Origin of the sequence: Bradyrhizobium sp. BR 1432 (genome assembly GCF_051547705.1) — a bacterium.
GTDB lineage: Bacteria > Pseudomonadota > Alphaproteobacteria > Rhizobiales > Xanthobacteraceae > Bradyrhizobium > Bradyrhizobium zhanjiangense.
Map to the genome: position 1 here is coordinate 2453976 of NZ_JBPUGF010000003.1, position 19405 is coordinate 2473380.

Here is a 19405-nt window from a genome sequence, read left to right on the forward strand (position 1 = left end):
CGACATGACAGCGCTCGACATCAAATTGTTTCGCGACGTCAGGCGGCTCTGGGCTCAGGTGCTCGCCGTCGCCTTGGTCGTCGGAGGCGGCGTTGCGACGCTGGTGCTTGCGGTCGGCTCCCATCGTTCCCTGGAAGAGACCCGGACCGCCTATTACGAACGCTATGGCTTCGCCGACGTGTTCGCCCAGGCGAAGCGCGCGCCTAAGGCGCTCGCCGCCAGGATCGGCGAGATCCCCGGTGTCGCCGTCGTCGACACCCGCATCGCCAAGCTGGCGCTGCTGGATATTCCCGGCTTCTCCGAGCCCGCCAGCGCCCAGTTCGTCTCGCTGCCCGATAACGGCGAGCCGCACCTCAATCGACTCTACATGCGTTCCGGACGTCTTCCTGAGGCCGGACGGGCCGAAGAGGTCGTCGTGAACGAGCCGTTTGCACGGGCTCACGGCTTCTCCGAAGGGGCGCGATTCTCGGCCATCCTGAACGGCAGGAAGCGCGAGCTCGTCATCGTCGGCACCGCGCTGTCCCCCGAATTCGTCTACACCGTTGGACCGGGCGACCTGATGCCGGATGACCGTCGCTACGCGATCGTCTGGATGTCGGTGAAGGCGCTTGCCGGCGTCTACGATCTCGATGGCGCCTTTTTGGCGGTCTCGGTCAAGCTGCAACCCGGCACCTCGGAGCGCGAGGTGATCTCGCGGCTCGATACCTTGCTCGACCCCTATGGGGGGCAGGCGGCTCATGGCCGCAAGGACCAGACCTCGCACGCCTGGCTCGATCATGAGCTCGACATGCTCAACAATATGAGCCGCACGCTGCCGCCGATCTTCCTGCTGGTCGCCGCGTTCCTGGTCAATCTCACTTTGACCCGGCTGGTCGCGCTCGAGCGCGAGCAGATCGGTCTGCTGAAGGCGCTCGGCTACGCCGACAGCAGCATCGTGCTGCACTATTTCAAGTTCGTTGCCTTCATCGTCGTGATCGGCATCATCCTGGGCGGCGTCGCCGGCACCTGGCTCGGCTTGCGCGTCACCGCGCTGTTCGGCGAATTCTTCCACTTCCCGTTCCTGGTATTCGCGCAGGCGCCGGACCTGTACGTCACTGCGGGCGCGCTCAGCGCGGCTGCCGCCGCGATCGGCGCATTCCGGGCGCTGCGCGAGGTGGTGAAGCTGCCGCCCGCCGTCGCCATGCAATCGCCGGCGCCGCCGGTCTATCGGCGGCTGCTTCCGGCGAGCATCCAGCTCGATCAGATCGTGTCACAGCCGACACTGATGATGATCCGCAACATTGCCCGGCATCCGGTGCGGGCCTTCTTCACCGCGCTCGGCATGGCGCTGGCGACTGCGATCCTTGTGGTCTCGCTGTTCACGCGGGACAGCATGGAGCACCTGATCGACGTCACCTACTTCCTCGCTGACCGACAGGACGCAACCGTCGGCTTTGCCGAGAAGCGGATCGCGAATGTCGTGGAGCAGGTGAACCGGCTACCAGGCGTTCTTGCGGCCGAGCCGTTCCGCGAGGTGCCGGTCCGGATTCGCCACGGCAACGTCGAACGCCGCATCGTCATCAGCGGCCGGCCGGCCGACGCCGACCTCAGGCGCATCATCGACGTCGAGCTTCGGCCGGTCGTGCTCCCGGAAACGGGCCTCGCCATCTCCGGCATGCTCGCCCACATCCTCGGCGTCGGGCCCGGCGATAGCGTCGAGATCGATCTGCTGGAGGGAGCCCGGCGAACCGTCACGGTGCCGGTCGTCGCGACCGTCGAGGACTATTTCGGCATCAGGGGCATGATGGAGATCGCGGCACTGCGCAAGCTGATGCGCGAGGCGCCCGTCGTGACCAGCGTCAATCTCAGCCTCGACGAGAACCGGACGGAGGACTTCTACGCCGCCGTGAAGTCCATGCCGACGGTTGGCGGCGTGGCGCTGCAGCGCGTCTCGCTGGCGAACTTCCGCAAGACCGTGGCGCTGCTCGTCACCACGATGGCGAGCATCTACACCGGGCTCGCCGCCGTGATCGCGTTCGGCGTGGTCTACAACAACGCCCGCATCTCGCTGTCCGAACGCGCGCGCGAGCTGGCCAGCCTGCGCGTGCTCGGCTTCACGCGCGTTGAGGTGCTGCGCATCCTGCTGCTGGAGCTCGCCATCCTCACCCTGATCGCCCAGCCGCCGGGATGGGTGATGGGCTACGCCCTCGCTTGGGTCATGAAGACGAACCTGGCCGGCGAACTGATGCGCGTGCGTCTCGTCGTCGAACATTCGACCTACGTCATCGCCACCTCGGTCGTGGTGTTGGCGGCCGTCGCCTCCGCAGTCATTATCCGCGAACGCATCGACAAACTGGACCTCATCGCGGTCCTCAAGACGCGAGACTAGCCATGCCGGCAAAGTGGACCAAACGTATCGTCGGTGCTGCGGTCCTGGCAGCGATCGCGGGAGGCCTGGCCTGGTTCGCCTGGCCCCGCCCGGTTCTGGTGGATCTTGCGACCGTCTCGAAAGGGCCGATCGAAGTCACGGCGGATGACGACGGAAAAACCCATGTCCGCCATGTTTACACGGTCTCGGCGCCCATCGCGGGAAAGGTCTTGAGGATTTCGCATCCGCTCGGCGAGCAGGGACCTTCGCTTCACGTCGGCGACGAGGTCGTCGCCAATCAGACCATCATCGCCCTGATGCAGCCGGCGCTTCCGGGCTTCATCGACGTGCGCTCGCGGGATCAGCTCCAAGCCGAAGTCTTGGCCGCGGATGCGGCGATCCAGCAGCAGGAGGCAGAAGTGAAGCGGATCGAGGCCGCGCTGGATTTTTCAAGGACCGAATTCCAGCGCGCCCAGGCGCTGTCGCGGACGCAGACCATCTCCGCACAGGCGTTCGACAAGGTGAAGTTCGAGGTCGCCACTAACGAGGCCGCCTTGGCGAGTGCGAAGGCTCAGGTCGACATGCGCCGCGCGGTGCGGACCAGCCTCGCGGCGCGGTTGATGGATCCTGCCAACGCCGCGCCCTCGGCCGAGCCGACGTGCTGTGTTCGGGTGGTCGCGCCTGCGAGCGGACGGGTGCTAAAGATCATCCAGGACAGCGAGGCCACGGTCCTGCCCGGGGCGCCGCTGGTCGATATCGGCAACCCGCTCGATCTCGAAGTCGTGGCCGACCTGCTCTCAACCGACGCGGTCCAGATCAAGGTCGGCGCGCCGGTCCGCATCGACGGCTGGGGCGGGCAGCCCATCAGGGGAAAGGTGGTCCGTGTGGACCCGTCCGGATTCCTGAAAGTCTCCGCGCTCGGCATCGAGGAGCAGCGGGTCCGCGTCACCATCGATTTCAGCGACCCGACTGAGGCCTGGGTCTCACTCGGACACGACTATCGGGTCATCGTCCACGTCACCACCTGGAGTGCTCAGGACGCTTTGACGGTGCCGGTGAGCGCCTTGTTCCGAAAAGGCGACCAATGGGCCGTTTTTGCCGACGAGAACGATCGTGCAAAAACGACTCTCGTCCAGATCGGCCACCGCAACAGCCGCATGGCCGAAATTCGACTAGGTCTCACCGCCGGGGACCGCGTCGTGCTGCACCCGAGCGACCGGATCACCGATGGGATCAGGATCGCGCAGAGGGGCGTGGAATAGATATACGGCTGTAAGGCAAGGGTTTCGATGATACCATTCTGCCAGTGTTTTGCCCGACGCGTCAAACGAATTTCGTAAAATCGAAAAATCTCAATGCAAACAACCCCCGGCTACTGTGCATGGGGTTGTTTTCGCATTTTTTATTTCCGGTCCGAACTGCCTGGACCGGACCTGTCTGGCGAACTGAAAGCCGTCGCCTCAGCTATCCACCTTCAGCGCAGCAATGAAGGCTTCCTGCGGGATGTCGACCTTGCCGAACTGCCGCATCTTCTTCTTGCCTTCCTTCTGCTTCTCGAGAAGCTTGCGCTTACGGGTGATGTCGCCGCCGTAGCATTTTGCGGTGACGTCCTTGCGCAGCGCGCGGACGGTCTCGCGCGCGATCACCTTGCCGCCGATCGCCGCCTGGATCGGGATCTGGAACATGTGCGGCGGGATCAGCTCCTTCATCTTCTCGACCATGGCGCGGCCGCGCCCTTCCGCGCGGGTGCGATGCACCAGCATGGAGAGCGCATCGACCGGCTCGGCATTGACCAGGATCTGCATCTTGACGAGATCGGCCGGCTTGTAATCGGTGAGATGATAGTCGAACGAGGCGTAGCCCTTGGAGACCGACTTCAGGCGGTCATAGAAATCGAACACGACCTCGTTGAGCGGCAGATCGTATTTCACCATGGCGCGCGAGCCGACGTAAGTGAGCTCCTTCTGCGAGCCACGGCGGTCCTGGCAGAGCTTGAGCACGCTGCCGAGATATTCGTCCGGAGTGAGGATCGTCGCCTCGATCCAGGGCTCGTCGATCTCGGCGATCTTGACCACGTCGGGCATGTCGACGGGGTTGTGGATCTCGATCTCCTGGCCGTCGGTCAGCTTCATCCTGTAGATGACGCTCGGCGCGGTCGCGATCAGGTTGAGGTCGAACTCGCGCGACAGCCGCTCCTGGATGATCTCGAGGTGCAACAGGCCGAGGAAGCCGCAGCGGAAGCCGAAGCCGAGGGCGGCCGAGGTCTCCATCTCGAAGGAGAAGCTGGCATCGTTCAGCCGCAGCTTGCCCATCGCGGCGCGCAGCGTCTCGAAGTCGTCGGCATCGACCGGGAACAGGCCGCAGAACACCACCGGGATCGCCGGCTTGAAGCCGGGCAGCATGTCGGCGACCGGCTTCCTGTCGTCGGTGATGGTGTCGCCGACGCGGGTGTCGGCGACCTCCTTGATCGCGGCGGTGATGAAGCCGATCTCGCCGGGGCCGAGTTCGTCGACCTGCTGCATCTTCGGCGTGAAGAAGCCGACGCGCTCGACGTCGTAGGCCGCGCCCGTGCCCATCATGCGGACGCGCTGGCCCTTCTTCATGGTGCCGTCGACGATCCGCACCAGCACGACGACGCCGAGATAGACGTCATACCAGCTGTCGACCAGCAGCGCCTTCAAGGTCGCGTCGCGGTCGCCCTTCGGCGGCGGCAGGCGGGTGACGATGGCTTCGAGCACGTCGGGGACGCCGAGGCCGGTCTTGGCCGAGATCATCACCGCGTCGGAGGCGTCGATGCCGATGACGTCTTCGATCTGCTGCTTGATCTTCTCGGGCTCGGCGGCGGGCAGGTCGACCTTGTTCAGGACCGGGACGATCTCGTGGTTGTTGTCGAGCGCCTGGTAGACATTGGCGAGCGTCTGCGCTTCGACGCCCTGGCTGGCGTCGACCACCAAGAGGGAACCCTCGCAGGCCGCCAGCGACCGCGAGACCTCGTAGGCGAAGTCGACATGGCCGGGCGTGTCCATCAGGTTGAAGATGTAATCCTTGCCGTCCTTGGCGCGGTAGGCGAGGCGCACCGTCTGCGCCTTGATGGTGATGCCGCGCTCACGCTCGATGTCCATGGAATCGAGCACCTGCTCCTTGCCCGCCATCTCGCGGTCGGAGAGGCCGCCGGTCATCTGGATCAGGCGGTTGGCCAGCGTCGATTTGCCATGGTCGATATGGGCGACGATGGAGAAATTGCGGATGTTGGAAATGGGGACGGTCGTCATGGGCGCGGGATACCACTCACATCCCCGTGCGGCAACCATTCACTTGACCACCCGCGGCAGCAGGGGCGACGCGCTCGGCAGCCCCTGTGCTCGGCTGAACCGCTCGGATGGGGCAATGTTTCGATTTGGGCATCGGGGCGGTGTCGCCGGCCGCCCCGTTCTAGCGGCTGCGGTCGTTCCCGAGCTCCGCGGCCATCGATTTCAGGGGCGCGCTCTGTTATTCCTCCAGCTTTCTGTCATGGAAGCGGGCCATGTATTGGAAGATTTTTCTGCCTTGTTGTTTGCCGCATGTTTCACCTTCCCGGCCGCCGCTGAAAAGCGTGTCGCCCTCGTCATCGGCAACTCCGCTTACCGGAGCGTGCCGCGGCTGGAGAACCCCGCGAACGACGCGCAGCTGGTGGCCGATACGTTGCAGCGGCTCGGCTTCGCGCTGGTCGGCGGGAGTGCCCAGGTCGAGCTGGACAAGGCGGGCTTCGACAACGCGGTCCAGCGCTTCGGCAACCAATTGATCGGCGCCGACGTCGCCTTGTTCTACTACGCCGGGCACGGCATCCAGGTTCGCGGGACGAACTATCTCGTGCCGATCACGGCGAATCCGACGCGCGAGACCGACGTGGATTTCCAGATGGTCGATGCCGCACTGGTGCTTCGCCAGATGGATGGAGCAGGAACCAAGCTGAACATCGTCATCCTCGATGCTTGTAGGAACAATCCATTCGGCGGGCGTGGCCTGCGTGGCTCCGACGGCGGCCTGGCGCAGATCCGGGCTCCGGAGGGAACGCTGCTCTCCTACGCCACCCAGCCTGGAAACGTCGCGCTCGACGGCGCCGACGGGCATAGTCCCTACACGCGGGCGCTGGTCGAAACGATGCAGCGACCCGGGCTCGACGTGCTGCAGACGTTCAATCAGGTGGGGCTCATCGTCAAGCGTGCGACCGGCAGCGCCCAGCAGCCCTGGGTTTCCACCTCACCAATCGACGGCTCATTCTACTTTTCGGGCGCAGCGGCAGGGCAGGTCGCGGCAGTCGACGTGCCGGCGACGGTGACGGCGCCCACCTCAAACCTTCCGTCTTCCGCGCCGGTGACGAGGACTCAGTCGGATTTCCTGTTTCCGGATTCCGATAGCCGGCTGCTTGCCGATGCCGATCTGAGGGCGCTGAGCAAGGATGAGCTGCGCCTTGCGCGCAACGAGATCTTTGCCCGGCGAGGACGCTACTTCAGCGCGCCCGATTTGACAGCGAGATTCAGCAAGTTCGCCTGGTACGTCCCCCGGACCTGGGACCCTCAGCTCGGCGCCGTCGAGAAGGCAAATGTCGCCTTGATCGAACGCTATGAATCCGGCGGCCCGGCTCAGAGCGGCTTCATCTTTCCCGATTCCGATCGACGTCTGCTCACGTCCGCTGATCTGCGTGGACTTTCGAACGACGAACTCCGTATCGCGCGCAACGAGATCTTTGCGCGACGCGGACGATATTTCGAAGCGGCAGATCTCAAGGCCCGCTTTGAGCGCTTCTCATGGTATTCGCCCAATACATGGAATCCCAAGCTCAATTCGATCGAGGAGGCGAATGTCGCGCTGCTCGATCAGACCGGCAAGCGTCGATGATGACGGCGCTGCGGGCAGCACGCGTCCTCCTCGTTCTCGTGCTTGCCTCTGCCCCGGCGAAGGCCCAGACCAGAGCCGAGCTTCTCGATCGGTTGGTTCGCGCCTATCCCGAGGCTCTGTCCGGTCACGACGGCAAGCAAATTGTCTGGCGCGATGGCACGGCGATGCCGGTCGACGACGGCATCGACGACAAGTCGTTTGATCAGCGCCTGCGCGACGCCTCGATCGTGGACCAGCTCCGTTTGCCTTATCCCGTCGGCGTTTATGCGCCGCCCGCATTGAACGCCGATCCAGGAAGATTTCGAAACGAAGCATTCTTCAGGAAGATGTATGGCGACTGTCACAGTGGAGCGGTTCAGCGGAATCTGGTCACCATCATCTGGCTGCCTCGAACATGGGGGAAGGCGATCCAGGTGACCCGGATCAATGGCGTAGCGGACCGACTCAAGGAGGTGTCGGCGGAAATCGACAAGCTCGCGCCGGCGCTGAAGGCCGCTGCATTTCCAATTGCCGGCGTGCTGTCGTGCCGGCCGGTCGCCGATACCGGAAAGATGAGCATGCATGGCTATGCAGCCGCGATCGACCTGAATTTGCGATATTCCGACTATTGGCTGTGGGCGGGCCGGGGCAAGTCCATCCCGTACAAGAACAGGATTCCGCAGGAGATCGTCGACATCTTCGAACGCCACGGGTTCATCTGGGGCGGCAAATGGTATCACTACGACACGATGCACTTTGAATATCGCCCGGAACTGCTGGCCCGGTGATTGCGGATTTTTCGTGCTCGGGATCCCCGCGTCCTTCATTCACGCCAAGCTGATTTCACTCCAGCGCAAAACGCGCTACGCAACGCTCCATGTCGACCACGTCACTTCCCTCCGCCAGAGCGCGCACCAAGACCCGGCTCAGTTACAACCGCTTCCGGGCCTGGCTGGTTGCCTGCGCGATCCGCCCCGAGGCCCGCCTCTGGCTGGTGATCCAACTCGCCATCCTGCATGCGGTGCTCTGGACCTTCATCCTGATCAATCTCAAGGCGGCGCAGGACGTTCACATGGACGTCGCAGAAGCCTATGGCTGGGGCCAGAAATTGCTCTGGGGTTATGGCAAGCATCCGCCGCTGTCGGGCTGGATCGCCGGCCTCTGGTTCAAGCTGTTCCCGGCGGCGGACTGGGCGACCTATGCGCTTGCGATGGCGACCGTCAGTGTCGGCATGGTGATCTGCTGGCTGGTTGCCTTGCGCGTGGTCGACGCGCGGCGTGCGTTCCTGGTCGCGGTGATGATCGCGCTCTACCCGATCTTCAATTTCAAGGGTTTCAAGTACAACCCGGATCTGCTCCAGCTCGTCACGCTGCCGCTGCTCGTGCTCGCTTATCTCAACGCCTTCGCGAAGCGGAGCTGGCAATCCGGAGTCTTGCTCGGGCTGGCCGGCGCGCTGGCGCTGATGACCAAATATTGGGTGCTGACCATGATCGGCGCCATCGGCCTTGCCGCGCTGATCCATCCCGAGCGGTTGCGCTTCCTGTCGTCGCCGGCGCCATGGGTCGCTATCGCGACGATGGTGGTGGCGATGATCCCGCACATCGTCTGGCTGGCGGATGCGCATTTCGTGCCGCTGACCTATGCCGGCGACACCTACAGCCTCGAGGACAGCAGCCAGGTGCATCAGCTCGTTGCCGGCTACTTCCTGCATAATTTCGCGCTGCTGGCCCTGCCGGCCGCGCTCGCCGCGCTGGCGATGGCGCTGGTGCCGCCGTGGCTCACGCTGCTCATGCGCGCGCCCTTGCGCATCGTCACGCGAGCCTGGGCACGCGGGACCAATCCGGGCGTCAACCTCTCGCGGGCGCTGAACGTCTGGATCATCCAGATCATCGTCGCATTCGGCCCGCCGCTCGGCGCGCTGGTGTTCAGCATCTACATGAAGACCGATTGGGGCATCTCGCTGTTCTTCCTGGTGCCCTTGGCGCTGGTCGCGATCCCCGCATTGCGGGTGCAGAGCTCGGTGCTGTTCAACATCGCCGCGATCTGGCTCGTGCTCAGCGGCGCCACGCTCGCCGCCTCGCCCTGGATCGCCGCACGCGAGATGGCGGCCAATGCCGGCAACACGGCGACCTATGGCGCGCGCTCGGAGCTGGCGCGCGAGCTGACGCAGGCCTGGCACGCGCGCTTTGCCTCGCGCTGGGCGGTCGTCGCCGGGACCATGGAGACGATTCAGCCGATGGTGTTCTACAGCCCCGATCACCCCAGCCCGTTCACGCCGAACGAAGCCTGGGCGTCCGGGCTGACCTCGCTCGAGGACGTCAGGACCTACGGCTTCATCGGCGTGTTCGATGCGACCGACGAACGTCTGCCCAAGTTCGAGAAGTGGGTCTCGGAAGTCGCGCCGAACGCCGAGCGCATGGTGATGACGACGCGCCGCTTCACCCACGGCAAGGCCGGTCCGGCGATGAGCTGGAACATCTACATCGTGCCGCCGGGAAAGTGAGCTCTCTTTACCTCTCCCCGCTTGCGGGGAGAGGTCGGATCGCTCTTGCGATCCGGGTCTCATGCGCGGAGGGAGGCCCCTCACCCCAACCCTCTCCCCGTAAGAACGGGGCGAGGGAGCGCAGCACGGCGCGTGGCGAGAGAAGGGCCTAAACCCCTTCCTCGTTGAACTTGCTCTCGACGAGCTCGGTGATCGCCGTGAGTGCCGCTTCGGCTTCGTCGCCGGCAGCCGCGACCGTGATGGTCGTGCCGGGACCCGCAGCCAGCATCATCAGGCCCATGATCGAGGTGCCGCCGACGGTCTCGCCGCCGCGCGTCACCCACACTTGCGCGTTGAAGCGCTCGACCGCCTGGACGAACTTCGCCGAGGCGCGGGCGTGCAGGCCGCGCTTGTTGATGATCAGAAGCTCTTTGGAGATCGCCCCCGCGGGCACGCCCGTTGCGGCTTGCGGCGCGTCGTCGCTCATTTGCCGGCGAGCACGCGGCTGGCGATGGTGACGTATTTGCGGCCGGCTTCCTGCGCCATCGCGATCGCGTCGGGCAGCGGACGCTCCTCGCGCACCTTGGCGAGCTTCACCAGCATGGGCAGGTTGATGCCCGCGAGCACTTCGACCTTGGGCCGGCTCATGCAGGATATTGCGAGGTTCGACGGCGTGCCGCCGAACATGTCGGTGAGGATCGCGACGCCGTCGCCGGAATCGACGCGGTTAACCGCCTCGATGATGTCGCTTCGGCAGAGATCGGAATCATCTTCGGCACCGATCGTGATCGCTTCGATTTGCTTTTGTGGGCCCATGACATGCTCAAGCGCTGCCTTGAATTCGTCGGCAAGGCGCCCGTGGGTCACAAGTACTAGACCAATCATCGGAAAACTCCTCGCGGGCGCTTTTGGTGCGCCGCACGAACGCGCCACTTTGACCATCCAGAGCCCCTGCGCAAGAGGGGATGTTGCGTATCTCCCTAAATCTAGACGGATGGATGAGGGGAGCTGCGCCGGTCTATTCGGTCGCGATAGTGGGGTTCATATGGTTACCATTTCCCTTCAAACAATCGGCTGAGGGCTTAACGGAAGATGAACTCTTGGTAGTGGTCAAGGCCGCAACAACCAATGGGAGGGGCGAATAGCCGCGGCTAACAGGGATTCGCGGTATTTCGACACCAGAAATGCTGGTTTTCAGCGATTCTGTCGCAGGCAGGCGCTCGGCGTCCGCCGCGTCGAGATCGACCACGAGGCCGACCATCGCATGCTCCACGAAGTCGCAGCGGCGGATTCCCAAGCCCCGGATCTCGATCAGGCCAGCCAATACCGGAGCGGGGCGGACTTCAATTTCATGGCCGACTGTCGCCAGATGGACACGGTCATCCCCGACCAGAACGGCCCTTTCGATCAGGCCCGACCGGCCCGCCATGATCAAATCGAAGGCAAGGCGCGACTTCCCGGAGCCCGAGGGACCGCGGATCAGCACGGCAAAATTCCCGACCTTGACGGCGGAGGCGTGCACGCTGGGACCGCCGTCGCTCATAGCGCCGGCAGTCTCACCACGAAGCGCGCGCCCGTGACCGTCGGCGCGCCGTCGGCATCGAGCGGGCCTGCGCGGTTCTCCGCCCAGATGCGCCCGCCATGGGCATCGACGATCTGCTTGGAGATCGACAATCCGAGGCCGGAGTTCTGGCCAAAGCCCTGATGCGGACGGTCGGTGTAGAAGCGCTCGAAGATGCGCTCCAGCGCGTCGTCGCGGATGCCGGGGCCATCGTCGTCGATCACGATCTCGATCTCTCCGCGCGCGCGGCGGCAGGTGAGGCGTACCTTGCTGCCGGCTTCCGAGAACGATTGTGCGTTGGACAGCAGGTTGGAGACGACCTGTCCGAGCCGTGAATCGTGACCGGTCACGGCGAACGTGTCGGTCGGGCCGCGGCCCTCGAAGCGGGTCTCGACCGCGACGTCGTGGCCGAGTTTGGTCTCGTTGGCGACGGACGCAAGCGTCGTCAGCAGGCGGCGCAAATCGACCGGGATCGCATCCTGGCGCTGCAATTCGGCATCGAGGCGGCTGGCGTCCGAGATGTCCGAGATCAGACGGTCGAGCCGCTTGACGTCGTGCTCGATCACCTCGAGCAGACGTGCGCGGCTGGTCTCGTTGCGCGCCAGCGGCAGCGTCTCGACCGCCGAGCGCAGCGAGGTCAGCGGGTTCTTCAGTTCATGGGCGACGTCGGCGGCGAACATCTCGATCGCCTCGATGCGGCTGTAGAGCGCGCTGGTCATGTCGCGCAGCGCGCCGGAGAGGTGGCCGATCTCGTCGCGGCGGCGGGTGAAATCGGGAATCTCGATGCGGGCCTTGATGCGGCGGCGGACCCGCTCGGCGCTGTCGGCGAGCCGGCGCACCGGACCTGCGATCGTGCTGGCAAGCAGCAGCGACAGCATGATCATGACCGTTGCGGCAACACCGCCGACCTTCAGGATGGCGAGGCGCTCGGCGGTGACCATCTGGTCGATGTCGTCGCCCTGGGTCGACAGCATCAAGGCGCCGTGGATGGCACGCGAGCGCAGCACGGGGACCGCGACCGAGACGATCACCTCGCCACGTGCATTGACCCGCACCATCGAGCGCTTCTGGCCCTGGAGTGCGTCGCCAACCTCCGCGTAACCATTGCCATTCTCAGGCCCGAGCTCGCGGTAGAGCGGCAGGTCGCCGCGGTTCAGCCAGGTCCGCACTGCGACCATGCCGCGCTCGACGATGCCGGGCTTCTCGGCCGGCGGCGGCAGGTTGTAGCGCAGCACGTTTTCGAGGTTGCGGCTGTCGACCAGCAGGCTGCCATTCGGATCGTAGATGCGCGCGCGCGTCTTGGTCGGCGAGATCAGCGTGCGCAGCACCGGCGCTACGCGCTCCGGATTGATCGGGAAGTCCAGCGGCGAATATTCGTCCGAGCCGCCATAGGTCTCGCCCGGCTTGAGATCGAGCAGCCGGTCGGGGTCGATGGTGATGGCGTTGGTCTGCACGGTCGCTGAGGCCGCGATGGCGCCAGCGATGATCTCGGCCTGCACTAGGAGGCTCTGAGCCCGCGCGTCGATCAGGCCGGCGCGGAATTGCGATAGATACAGGATGCTGGCGACCAGCGCGACGAGGCCGGCGAGGTTGAGCGAGACGATGCGGCGGGTCAGGCTCGAGAAGGACAGCGCGAAGAAGAACTGCCCGGCGCGCTTCAACCAGTTCAGCGGACGCCAACCCTGCTGCTTGTCTTCGACAACGTGCTCCGGAACGCCGTGGGATGCGACATCCTCGGCGCTCTGGTTTGGATCAGGCTGCGTTCGGTCAAGCAATGCTTACGCCCGCGTTAGGACAGCTCGTTGAGAAGGTCCCCGCATCCTAGAGCGATCCCGGTCCCGATGGAATCAGAACCGGCGACGCTCTCGTCTTTCGTGAAGCTGCCTGCCGCCTCAGGCTTCCTTGAAGCGGTAGCCGACGCCGTAGAGCGTCTCGATCATCTCGAACTCGTTGTCGACCACCTTGAACTTCTTGCGCAGCCGCTTGATGTGACTGTCGATGGTGCGGTCGTCGACATAGACCTGGTCGTCATAGGCCGCATCCATCAGCGCGTTGCGGCTCTTCACCACGCCGGGCCGGGTCGCCAGCGCCTGGAGGATCAGGAATTCGGTGACGGTCAGCGTCACCGGCTCGTTCTTCCAGGTGCAGGTATGCCGTTCCGGATCCATGCGCAAAAGGCCGCGGTCGAGCGCCTTGGCATCGTTCTCCTTCGGCGCGACGGTCGGGTCCTTCGGCGCCGAGCGGCGCAGCACCGCCTTGACGCGCTCGACCAAAAGGCGCTGCGAGAACGGTTTGCGAATGAAGTCGTCGGCGCCCATCTTGAGGCCGAACAGCTCGTCAATCTCTTCGTCCTTGGAGGTCAGGAAGATCACCGGCAGATCGGATTTCTGCCGGAGACGACGCAGCGTCTCCATGCCGTCCATGCGCGGCATCTTGATGTCGAGGATCGCGAGATCGGGCTGGGTGGTGCGAAAACCGTCAAGCGCGGAGGCACCGTCGGTGTAGGTCATGATGCGGTAGCCTTCGGCTTCCAGCGCGATCGAGACGGATGTGAGAATGTTGCGGTCGTCGTCGACCAAAGCGATTGTGGGCATGAGCCTCTGCTTTCTGCTTTCCGTTTGGGTCGTGGCTTGAAACGGCGAGCAATCCAGTGATGCGCCGCATACAATGGGTGCCGAACTCGGCATACGAACCTTGTCACCGAGCAATGCAAGCTAGGCTGAAGTGTGACCAAGTTCCACGAAACGCGGCAGATCCGCCGCGTCTCGACCCATAACCTGGCCCCCGTTTACCCGAAAAAAGGCCTCCCTTGCAACCACCTGACCCCGAGAAAGCCGATGCAACCGACCCCGGATTTCGACCCCGCGAAACTCGCCAAATCGCTGCTGCGACGGTCGCGGCAGGGGGCGCTGGCAACCCTGATGGCCGGGAGCGGCGATCCCTATTGTTCCCTGGTCAATCTGGCGAGCCATCCCGATGGCTCGCCGATCCTGCTGATCTCGCGCCTCGCCGTGCATACCCGGAACATCCTCGCGGACAGCCGGATCTCGCTGATGCTGGACGAGCGCGCGGCCGGTGATCCCCTGGAAGGGGCCCGGATCATGCTGTCCGGCCGGGCGGAACAGGCCGGCGCCGACAAAGAGCTGCTCCAGCGACGGTATCTCAATGCCCATCCCTCGGCGGAAGACTTTGTTTCGTTTAAGGATTTCTCCTTCTTCCGGATCCGGCCCTCGGGAACCCATCTGGTCGCTGGCTTCGGCCGGATCGTCGACCTCACGCCCGAGCAGTTCCTCACGGATCTCACCGGCGCCGAGGATTTGCTCGCGGCGGAACAGGGCGCCGTCGAGCACATGAATGCCGACCATCGCGACGCCATGAACCTCTATGCCACAAGGCTCCTCGGCGCCGCCGAGGGCGACTGGCGCTGCACCGGCTGCGATCCGGAGGGCTTCGATATGCAAATGGATCAGACCGCCCTGCGGCTGGACTTCCCGGAGCGGGTGACGGATGGCACGGCACTGCGCAAGATGCTGGTCCGCCTCGCTGGTGAGGCGCGCAAGAAGATGGACCAGGGCGCAACGCTTTGAACGTCGCCGCTCATCGCTGCGACCTAAGACCGTGATCGGTCCGACGGCGGCAGCGAGAGTGTTCATGGCAAGATGGAATCGACTGGCGCTGATCGCAGGCCTCGCACTCGCGGCGAGCGCATCGCTGTCCACGGCTGGCCTTGCCCAGAAGGGCAATCTCGCGGCGCAGGGCGCCAAGATCAACGCGCTCACGAGTGCCGGCAAGTATTCGGAAGCGCTTCCGCTCGCGCAGGCGATGGTTGCGAGCCTGGAGGAGAGCGACAACGGCCGTGAACTCGCCGCTGCGCTCAACAATCTCGGTCAGGTCCATGCCGGCCAGGGGAGCGACGATCTGGCCGAGCCGCTCTACAAGCGCGCAATCGCATTGATGGAAAAGTCGCTTGGCCTCGACACTCCATTGGTCGCGGCCGAACTGACCAATCTCGCCGCGCTATATCAGCGGCAGGGCCGCTTCGCCGAGGCCGAGCCGCTGTTCAAGCGCGCGCTCGCCGTGCGCGAAAAGAGCTTGCCGCGTGAGCACCCCGATGTCGGCCAGGCCCTCAACAATCTGGCCACGCTCTACGTCAAACAGGAGCATTTTGCCGAGGCCGAGCCGCTGTTCCAGCGGGCGCTTGCGATCTACCAGAAAGCAGCCGGGCCCGAGCATCCCGCGGTTGCGACAGTCCTGAACAACATCGGTCAGGTCGATCGCGACCTCAATCGCGATGCTGATGCCGAAGCGCCGATCAAGCGTTCGCTCGCGATCCGCGAGAAGGTGTTGGGGCCGGAGCATCCCGACGTCGCCCGCTCGCTGAACAATCTCGCGGGTCTCTATCAGCACCAGCAGCGCTATGCCGAGGCCGAGCCGCTGTATCGCCGCGCGTTGGTGATCCGCGAGCGCGCATTCGGCGCCGATCACCCCGACGTCGCAATCTCGACCAGCAATTTCGCCTATTTCCTCGAGGTGTCCGGGCGGACTGCCGACGCCTTGCCGCTTGCGGAAAAGACGCTCGCCAACAATCGTGCGCAGTTGCGCGTCGTGTTGCCGATCCTGTTTTCCGCGCGGCAGCAGCATCTCCTGCCGGACGACAAGGCACTGGACGAGGCGCTCGCGGCGATCCAGCGCGGCACGCAATCCTCTGCCGCCTCCGCCGTGAACAAGCTCGCGGTGCGGTTGGCCGCCGGCAGCGACCGGCTCGCCGAGCTCGTGCGCAAAGATCAGGACCTCGCGGCCGAGTCCGATGCGCTCGACAAGGCGATCATCGCTGCGGTGTCGAAGCCTTCCGCTCAACGCGACCGCGCGGCCGAACAGCGCAGCCGCGCGCGGATTGCGGCAATCGCGAGCGAGCGCAGCGGATTGCAGAAGACCCTCGCCGTCGAGTTTCCCGACTATTCCTCGCTCTCCAACCCGCTGCCGCTGGCGGTGAAGGACATTCAGGCATTGCTGTCGGCCGACGAGGCGATGGTGCTTTATTCGATCGTCGACAAGCAAAGCTACGTCATCGCGATCACCCGCGACGGCGTCGACTGGAAGGAGATCCCGCTCGGCGCTGATGCGCTGGCGCAGAAAGTGTCCGCCTTCCGCCGGGGATTGGACGTCGGCAAGGCGCATGATGCCTCCGGCAAAGCCGGATTGTTCGACCTTGCGCTCGCGAACGAGCTCTATGCCGCGCTGCTTGGTCCGGTGGAGGCGCTGACGAAAGACAAGCGCAACTTACTGGTCGTGCCGTCAGCGGCGCTGACCGCGTTGCCGTTTCATCTGCTGGTCACGGAGAAGCCGCAAGCGGCGATCCCGGACAGGCTCGAAGGCTATCGCAGCGCCGCCTGGCTGTTGCGGCGCCAGGCCGTCTCGGTGCTGCCGTCGGTGATCAGCCTGAAATCCCTGCGCGCCTTTGCGCGCAGGGATCGAGGCATCAAGCCGATGACCGGCTTCGGCGATCCCGTGTTCAACCCTGCGCTGGAGGGACCGGCCGAGCATCGTGCCGCAAGCGGCAAGGTGGCGGCGCGCAGCATTGCGACCATCGCCTATACCGATTTCTGGCGCGGTGCCGGCGTCGATCGTGCGCGGCTGGCGCAGGCGCTGCCGCAACTGCCGGATACTGCGGACGAGCTGAACGCGGTAGCGAGGGATGTCGGCGCGACCGATGCCGACATCCATCTCGGTCGCGACGCCAGCGAAACGACGCTCAAGCGTGCAGCGCTTGCTCAATATGGCATCATCTACTTTGCCACCCACGGCCTTGTCGCCGGCGACATCAAGGGACTGGGTGAGCCCTCGCTTGCACTCTCCATTCCCGATCAGCCATCGGAGCTCGACGACGGCGTGCTCACCGCGAGCGAAGTGGCCCAGCTCAAGCTCAATGCGGATTGGGTTGTGCTGTCGGCCTGCAACACCATCGCGGGCGACAAGCCGGGCGCCGAAGCCCTGTCGGGATTGGCGCGCTCGTTCTTTTATGCCGGTGCCCGCGCGCTCCTTGTCTCGCATTGGGCGGTGGATTCAGAAGCTGCCACGCGCTTGACCACGTCGACGTTCGAGCTGCTCAAGAACGAACCGAAGATCGGTCGCGCCGAAGCCTTGCGCCGCGCGATGTTAAGCTATCTCGATGACGCCTCGTCACCGCGCAACGCCTACCCTGCGATGTGGGGGCCGTTCGCACTCATCGGCGAAGGTGAGGTACGATAGGAAGCCACGTCGGGCGTTGTGCGTCGCAATAACCGGAAGTAACGCGCAAATGCGCGTTTGGTTGCGCGATCATTCGAACTTTTTGAATGCGCCTGCTCAGAGCTGACATGCGCGACGTTTGGCGCGGTCTTTGAATAAACTAAATCCTACGGGATCAGCTTGGCAACGCCAGCGTTCATCAGTATTAGGTCGCCCAACCGAGGCTAAATGGCCTATATTCACGGTGACCGCGATGGCGCCAAAGTTTGGTCGCGCTAAGTGTCGCGGGTTCTAGGAGGATTTTTTCGTGCAAGAGACGGGCGTGCGCAACGGTGCCTTCGGCGCCGACAAATTCGGCTTAAAGAATCTCAAGCAGGTTCACTGGAACCTCGGTGCGCCACAACTCTATCAATACTCGCTCTCGGCAGGCGAGGCGGTGCTGTCCGCCGACGGTGCGCTCTGCGCCGACACCGGCGAGTTCACCGGCCGCAGCCCGAAGGACAAGTTCACGGTGCGTGACGCCACCACCGACAAGAAGATGTGGTGGGCCGGCAACCAGTCGATCACCGCGGAGCAGTTCGAGGCGCTCCATCAGGATTTCCTCAAGCACGCCGAAGGCAAGACTCTGTTCGCGCAGGATCTCTATGGCGGCGCCGATCCGGCCTACCGGATCAAAACGCGCGTCTTCACCGAGCTCGCCTGGCACTCGCTGTTCATCCGCACGCTGCTGATCCGCCCCGAGGCCGTCGAGCTGTCGAGCTTCACGCCCGAGCTCACCATCATCGACATGCCGAGCTTCCGCGCCGATCCGAAGCGCCATGGCGTGCGCTCGGAGAACGTCGTCGCGATTGATTTCGCCCGCAAGATCGTCCTGATCGGCGGCTCCTACTACGCAGGCGAGATGAAGAAGTCGGTGTTCACCACGCTGAACTACTATCTGCCCGAGCGCGGCGTGATGCCGATGCACTGCTCCGCCAATGTCGGCGCCAACGACGACACCGCGATCTTCTTCGGGCTATCAGGCACCGGCAAGACCACGCTGTCGGCCGATCCCAACCGCACCCTGATCGGTGACGACGAGCACGGCTGGGGCCCGAACGGCGTGTTCAATTTCGAAGGCGGCTGCTATGCCAAGTGCATCAAGCTGTCGAAGGAAGCCGAGCCCGAGATCTTTGCTGCATCGACGCGCTTCGGCGCGGTGCTCGAGAATTGCGTGCTCGACAAGGACACCCGCGTCGTCGATTTCGACGACGGCTCCAAGACCGAGAACACGCGCTCGGCGTACCCGCTCGACTTCATTCCGAACGCCTCGCGCACCGGCCGTGCGCCGCAGCCGAAGAACGTGGTGATGCTTGCCGCCGACGCGTTCGGCGTGCTGCCGCCGATCGCAAAGCTCTCGCCGGCGCAGGCGATGTACCACTTCCTGTCCGGCTACACCGCCAAGGTCGCCGGCACCGAGCGCGGTCTCGGCAACGAGCCGCAGCCGGAATTCTCGACCTGCTTCGGCTCGCCCTTCCTGCCGCTCGACCCCAGCGTCTACGGCAACATGCTGCGTGAGCTCATCGCCCGGCACAATGTCGACTGCTGGCTGGTCAACACCGGCTGGACCGGCGGCAAGTATGGTGTCGGCTCCCGCATGCCGATCAAGGTGACGCGCGCGCTGCTCACCGCCGCGCTCGACGGCTCGCTTCGCAACGTCGAATTCCGCACCGACAAATATTTCGGCTTCGCGGTCCCGACCGCCCTGCCGGGCGTACCGAGCGAAATCCTCAACCCGGTCAACACCTGGAAGGACAAGGACGAGTTCGACAAGACCGCGCGCGCGCTGATCGGCATGTTCCAGAAGAACTTCGCCAAGTTCGAAGCCCAGGTCGACGCCGAAGTGCGCGCAGCCGCGCCGGACGTGAAGCTCGCGGCGGAGTAGAGCTTG

General features: G+C 64.5%; 14 protein-coding genes. 8 read left to right on the forward strand and 6 right to left on the reverse strand.

The genetic code is table 11. The annotated features are described in order from the left end of the window. Window positions 1-4 precede the first annotated feature (4 nt). Together ACSKB8_RS11725 and ACSKB8_RS11730 are read left to right on the forward strand one after the other, a co-directional pair. A complete protein-coding gene (locus tag ACSKB8_RS11725; protein ID WP_438104214.1) occupies window positions 5-2368 on the forward strand; it encodes an FtsX-like permease family protein in 2364 nt (787 codons plus the stop codon). A 2-nt stretch (window positions 2369-2370) separates the two neighbouring features. Continuing rightward, window positions 2371-3609 carry an efflux RND transporter periplasmic adaptor subunit gene (locus ACSKB8_RS11730; protein WP_438104215.1) on the forward strand — a complete coding sequence of 413 codons (1239 nt, stop codon included), beginning with the start codon at window positions 2371-2373 and terminating at the stop codon, window positions 3607-3609. A 198-nt stretch (window positions 3610-3807) separates the two neighbouring features. Here ACSKB8_RS11730 and lepA read toward each other — a convergent pair whose 3' ends face one another. After that, window positions 3808-5619 (reverse strand): translation elongation factor 4, encoded by a 1812-nt coding sequence (gene lepA, locus ACSKB8_RS11735; RefSeq protein ID WP_438104217.1) that lies wholly within the window; start codon window positions 5617-5619, stop codon window positions 3808-3810. 238 nt (window positions 5620-5857) lie between these two features. On the opposite strand from lepA, the gene ACSKB8_RS11740 reads away from it, so the two are divergent. The 3 genes from ACSKB8_RS11740 to ACSKB8_RS11750 all read left to right on the forward strand — a co-directional run bounded on the left by ACSKB8_RS11740 (window position 5858) and on the right by ACSKB8_RS11750 (window position 9707). Then, a complete protein-coding gene (locus ACSKB8_RS11740) occupies window positions 5858-7225 on the forward strand; it encodes a YARHG domain-containing protein (protein ID WP_438104219.1) in 1368 nt (455 codons plus the stop codon). Continuing rightward, window positions 7222-7992: a M15 family metallopeptidase gene (locus ACSKB8_RS11745; protein WP_438104220.1), complete on the forward strand. Its 771-nt coding sequence runs from the start codon at window positions 7222-7224 to the stop codon at window positions 7990-7992. The genes ACSKB8_RS11740 and ACSKB8_RS11745 overlap by 4 nt, the downstream gene beginning before the upstream one ends. An 89-nt stretch (window positions 7993-8081) precedes the next feature. Next, on the forward strand, window positions 8082-9707 hold the full coding sequence (locus ACSKB8_RS11750; RefSeq protein WP_438104222.1) for a glycosyltransferase family 39 protein: 1626 nt from the start codon (window positions 8082-8084) through the stop codon (window positions 9705-9707). Window positions 9708-9855: 148 nt separating this feature from the next. On the opposite strand, the gene ACSKB8_RS11755 is transcribed toward ACSKB8_RS11750, so the two are convergent. From ACSKB8_RS11755 to ACSKB8_RS11775, 5 genes are all read right to left on the reverse strand, one after another. Beyond that, a complete protein-coding gene (locus ACSKB8_RS11755) occupies window positions 9856-10173 on the reverse strand; it encodes an HPr family phosphocarrier protein (protein ID WP_091884753.1) in 318 nt (105 codons plus the stop codon). Beyond that, the gene (locus tag ACSKB8_RS11760; protein ID WP_007597752.1) at window positions 10170-10571 is read right to left on the reverse strand and encodes a PTS sugar transporter subunit IIA; all 402 of its coding nucleotides are present in this window, start codon (window positions 10569-10571) and stop codon (window positions 10170-10172) included. Before ACSKB8_RS11760 ends, ACSKB8_RS11755 begins: the two co-directional genes overlap by 4 nt. 133 nt (window positions 10572-10704) lie before the next feature. After that, on the reverse strand, window positions 10705-11229 hold the full coding sequence (locus tag ACSKB8_RS11765; RefSeq protein WP_091884756.1) for an HPr kinase/phosphorylase: 525 nt from the start codon (window positions 11227-11229) through the stop codon (window positions 10705-10707). Beyond that, window positions 11226-13022, reverse strand: a complete 1797-nt coding sequence (locus ACSKB8_RS11770) for a stimulus-sensing domain-containing protein (protein WP_438104226.1) — start codon at window positions 13020-13022, stop codon at window positions 11226-11228. Before ACSKB8_RS11770 ends, ACSKB8_RS11765 begins: the two co-directional genes overlap by 4 nt. Before the next feature lie 117 nt (window positions 13023-13139). Next, a complete protein-coding gene (locus ACSKB8_RS11775) occupies window positions 13140-13841 on the reverse strand; it encodes a response regulator transcription factor (protein WP_008542552.1) in 702 nt (233 codons plus the stop codon). Between the two features lie 243 nt (window positions 13842-14084). Between ACSKB8_RS11775 and ACSKB8_RS11780 the strand changes: the two genes are divergently transcribed. The 3 genes from ACSKB8_RS11780 (at window position 14085) to ACSKB8_RS11790 (ending at window position 19399) form a co-directional block, all read left to right on the forward strand. Further along, on the forward strand, window positions 14085-14834 hold the full coding sequence (locus ACSKB8_RS11780) for a HugZ family protein (RefSeq protein WP_438110500.1): 750 nt from the start codon (window positions 14085-14087) through the stop codon (window positions 14832-14834). Window positions 14835-14898: 64 nt separating this feature from the next. Beyond that, window positions 14899-17496, forward strand: a complete 2598-nt coding sequence (locus ACSKB8_RS11785; RefSeq protein WP_438104229.1) for a CHAT domain-containing tetratricopeptide repeat protein — start codon at window positions 14899-14901, stop codon at window positions 17494-17496. 286 nt (window positions 17497-17782) lie between these two features. After that, complete coding sequence (locus ACSKB8_RS11790) at window positions 17783-19399, forward strand: phosphoenolpyruvate carboxykinase (RefSeq protein WP_370990988.1); 1617 nt, start codon at window positions 17783-17785, stop codon at window positions 19397-19399. The last annotated feature ends 6 nt before the right edge of the window (window positions 19400-19405 follow it).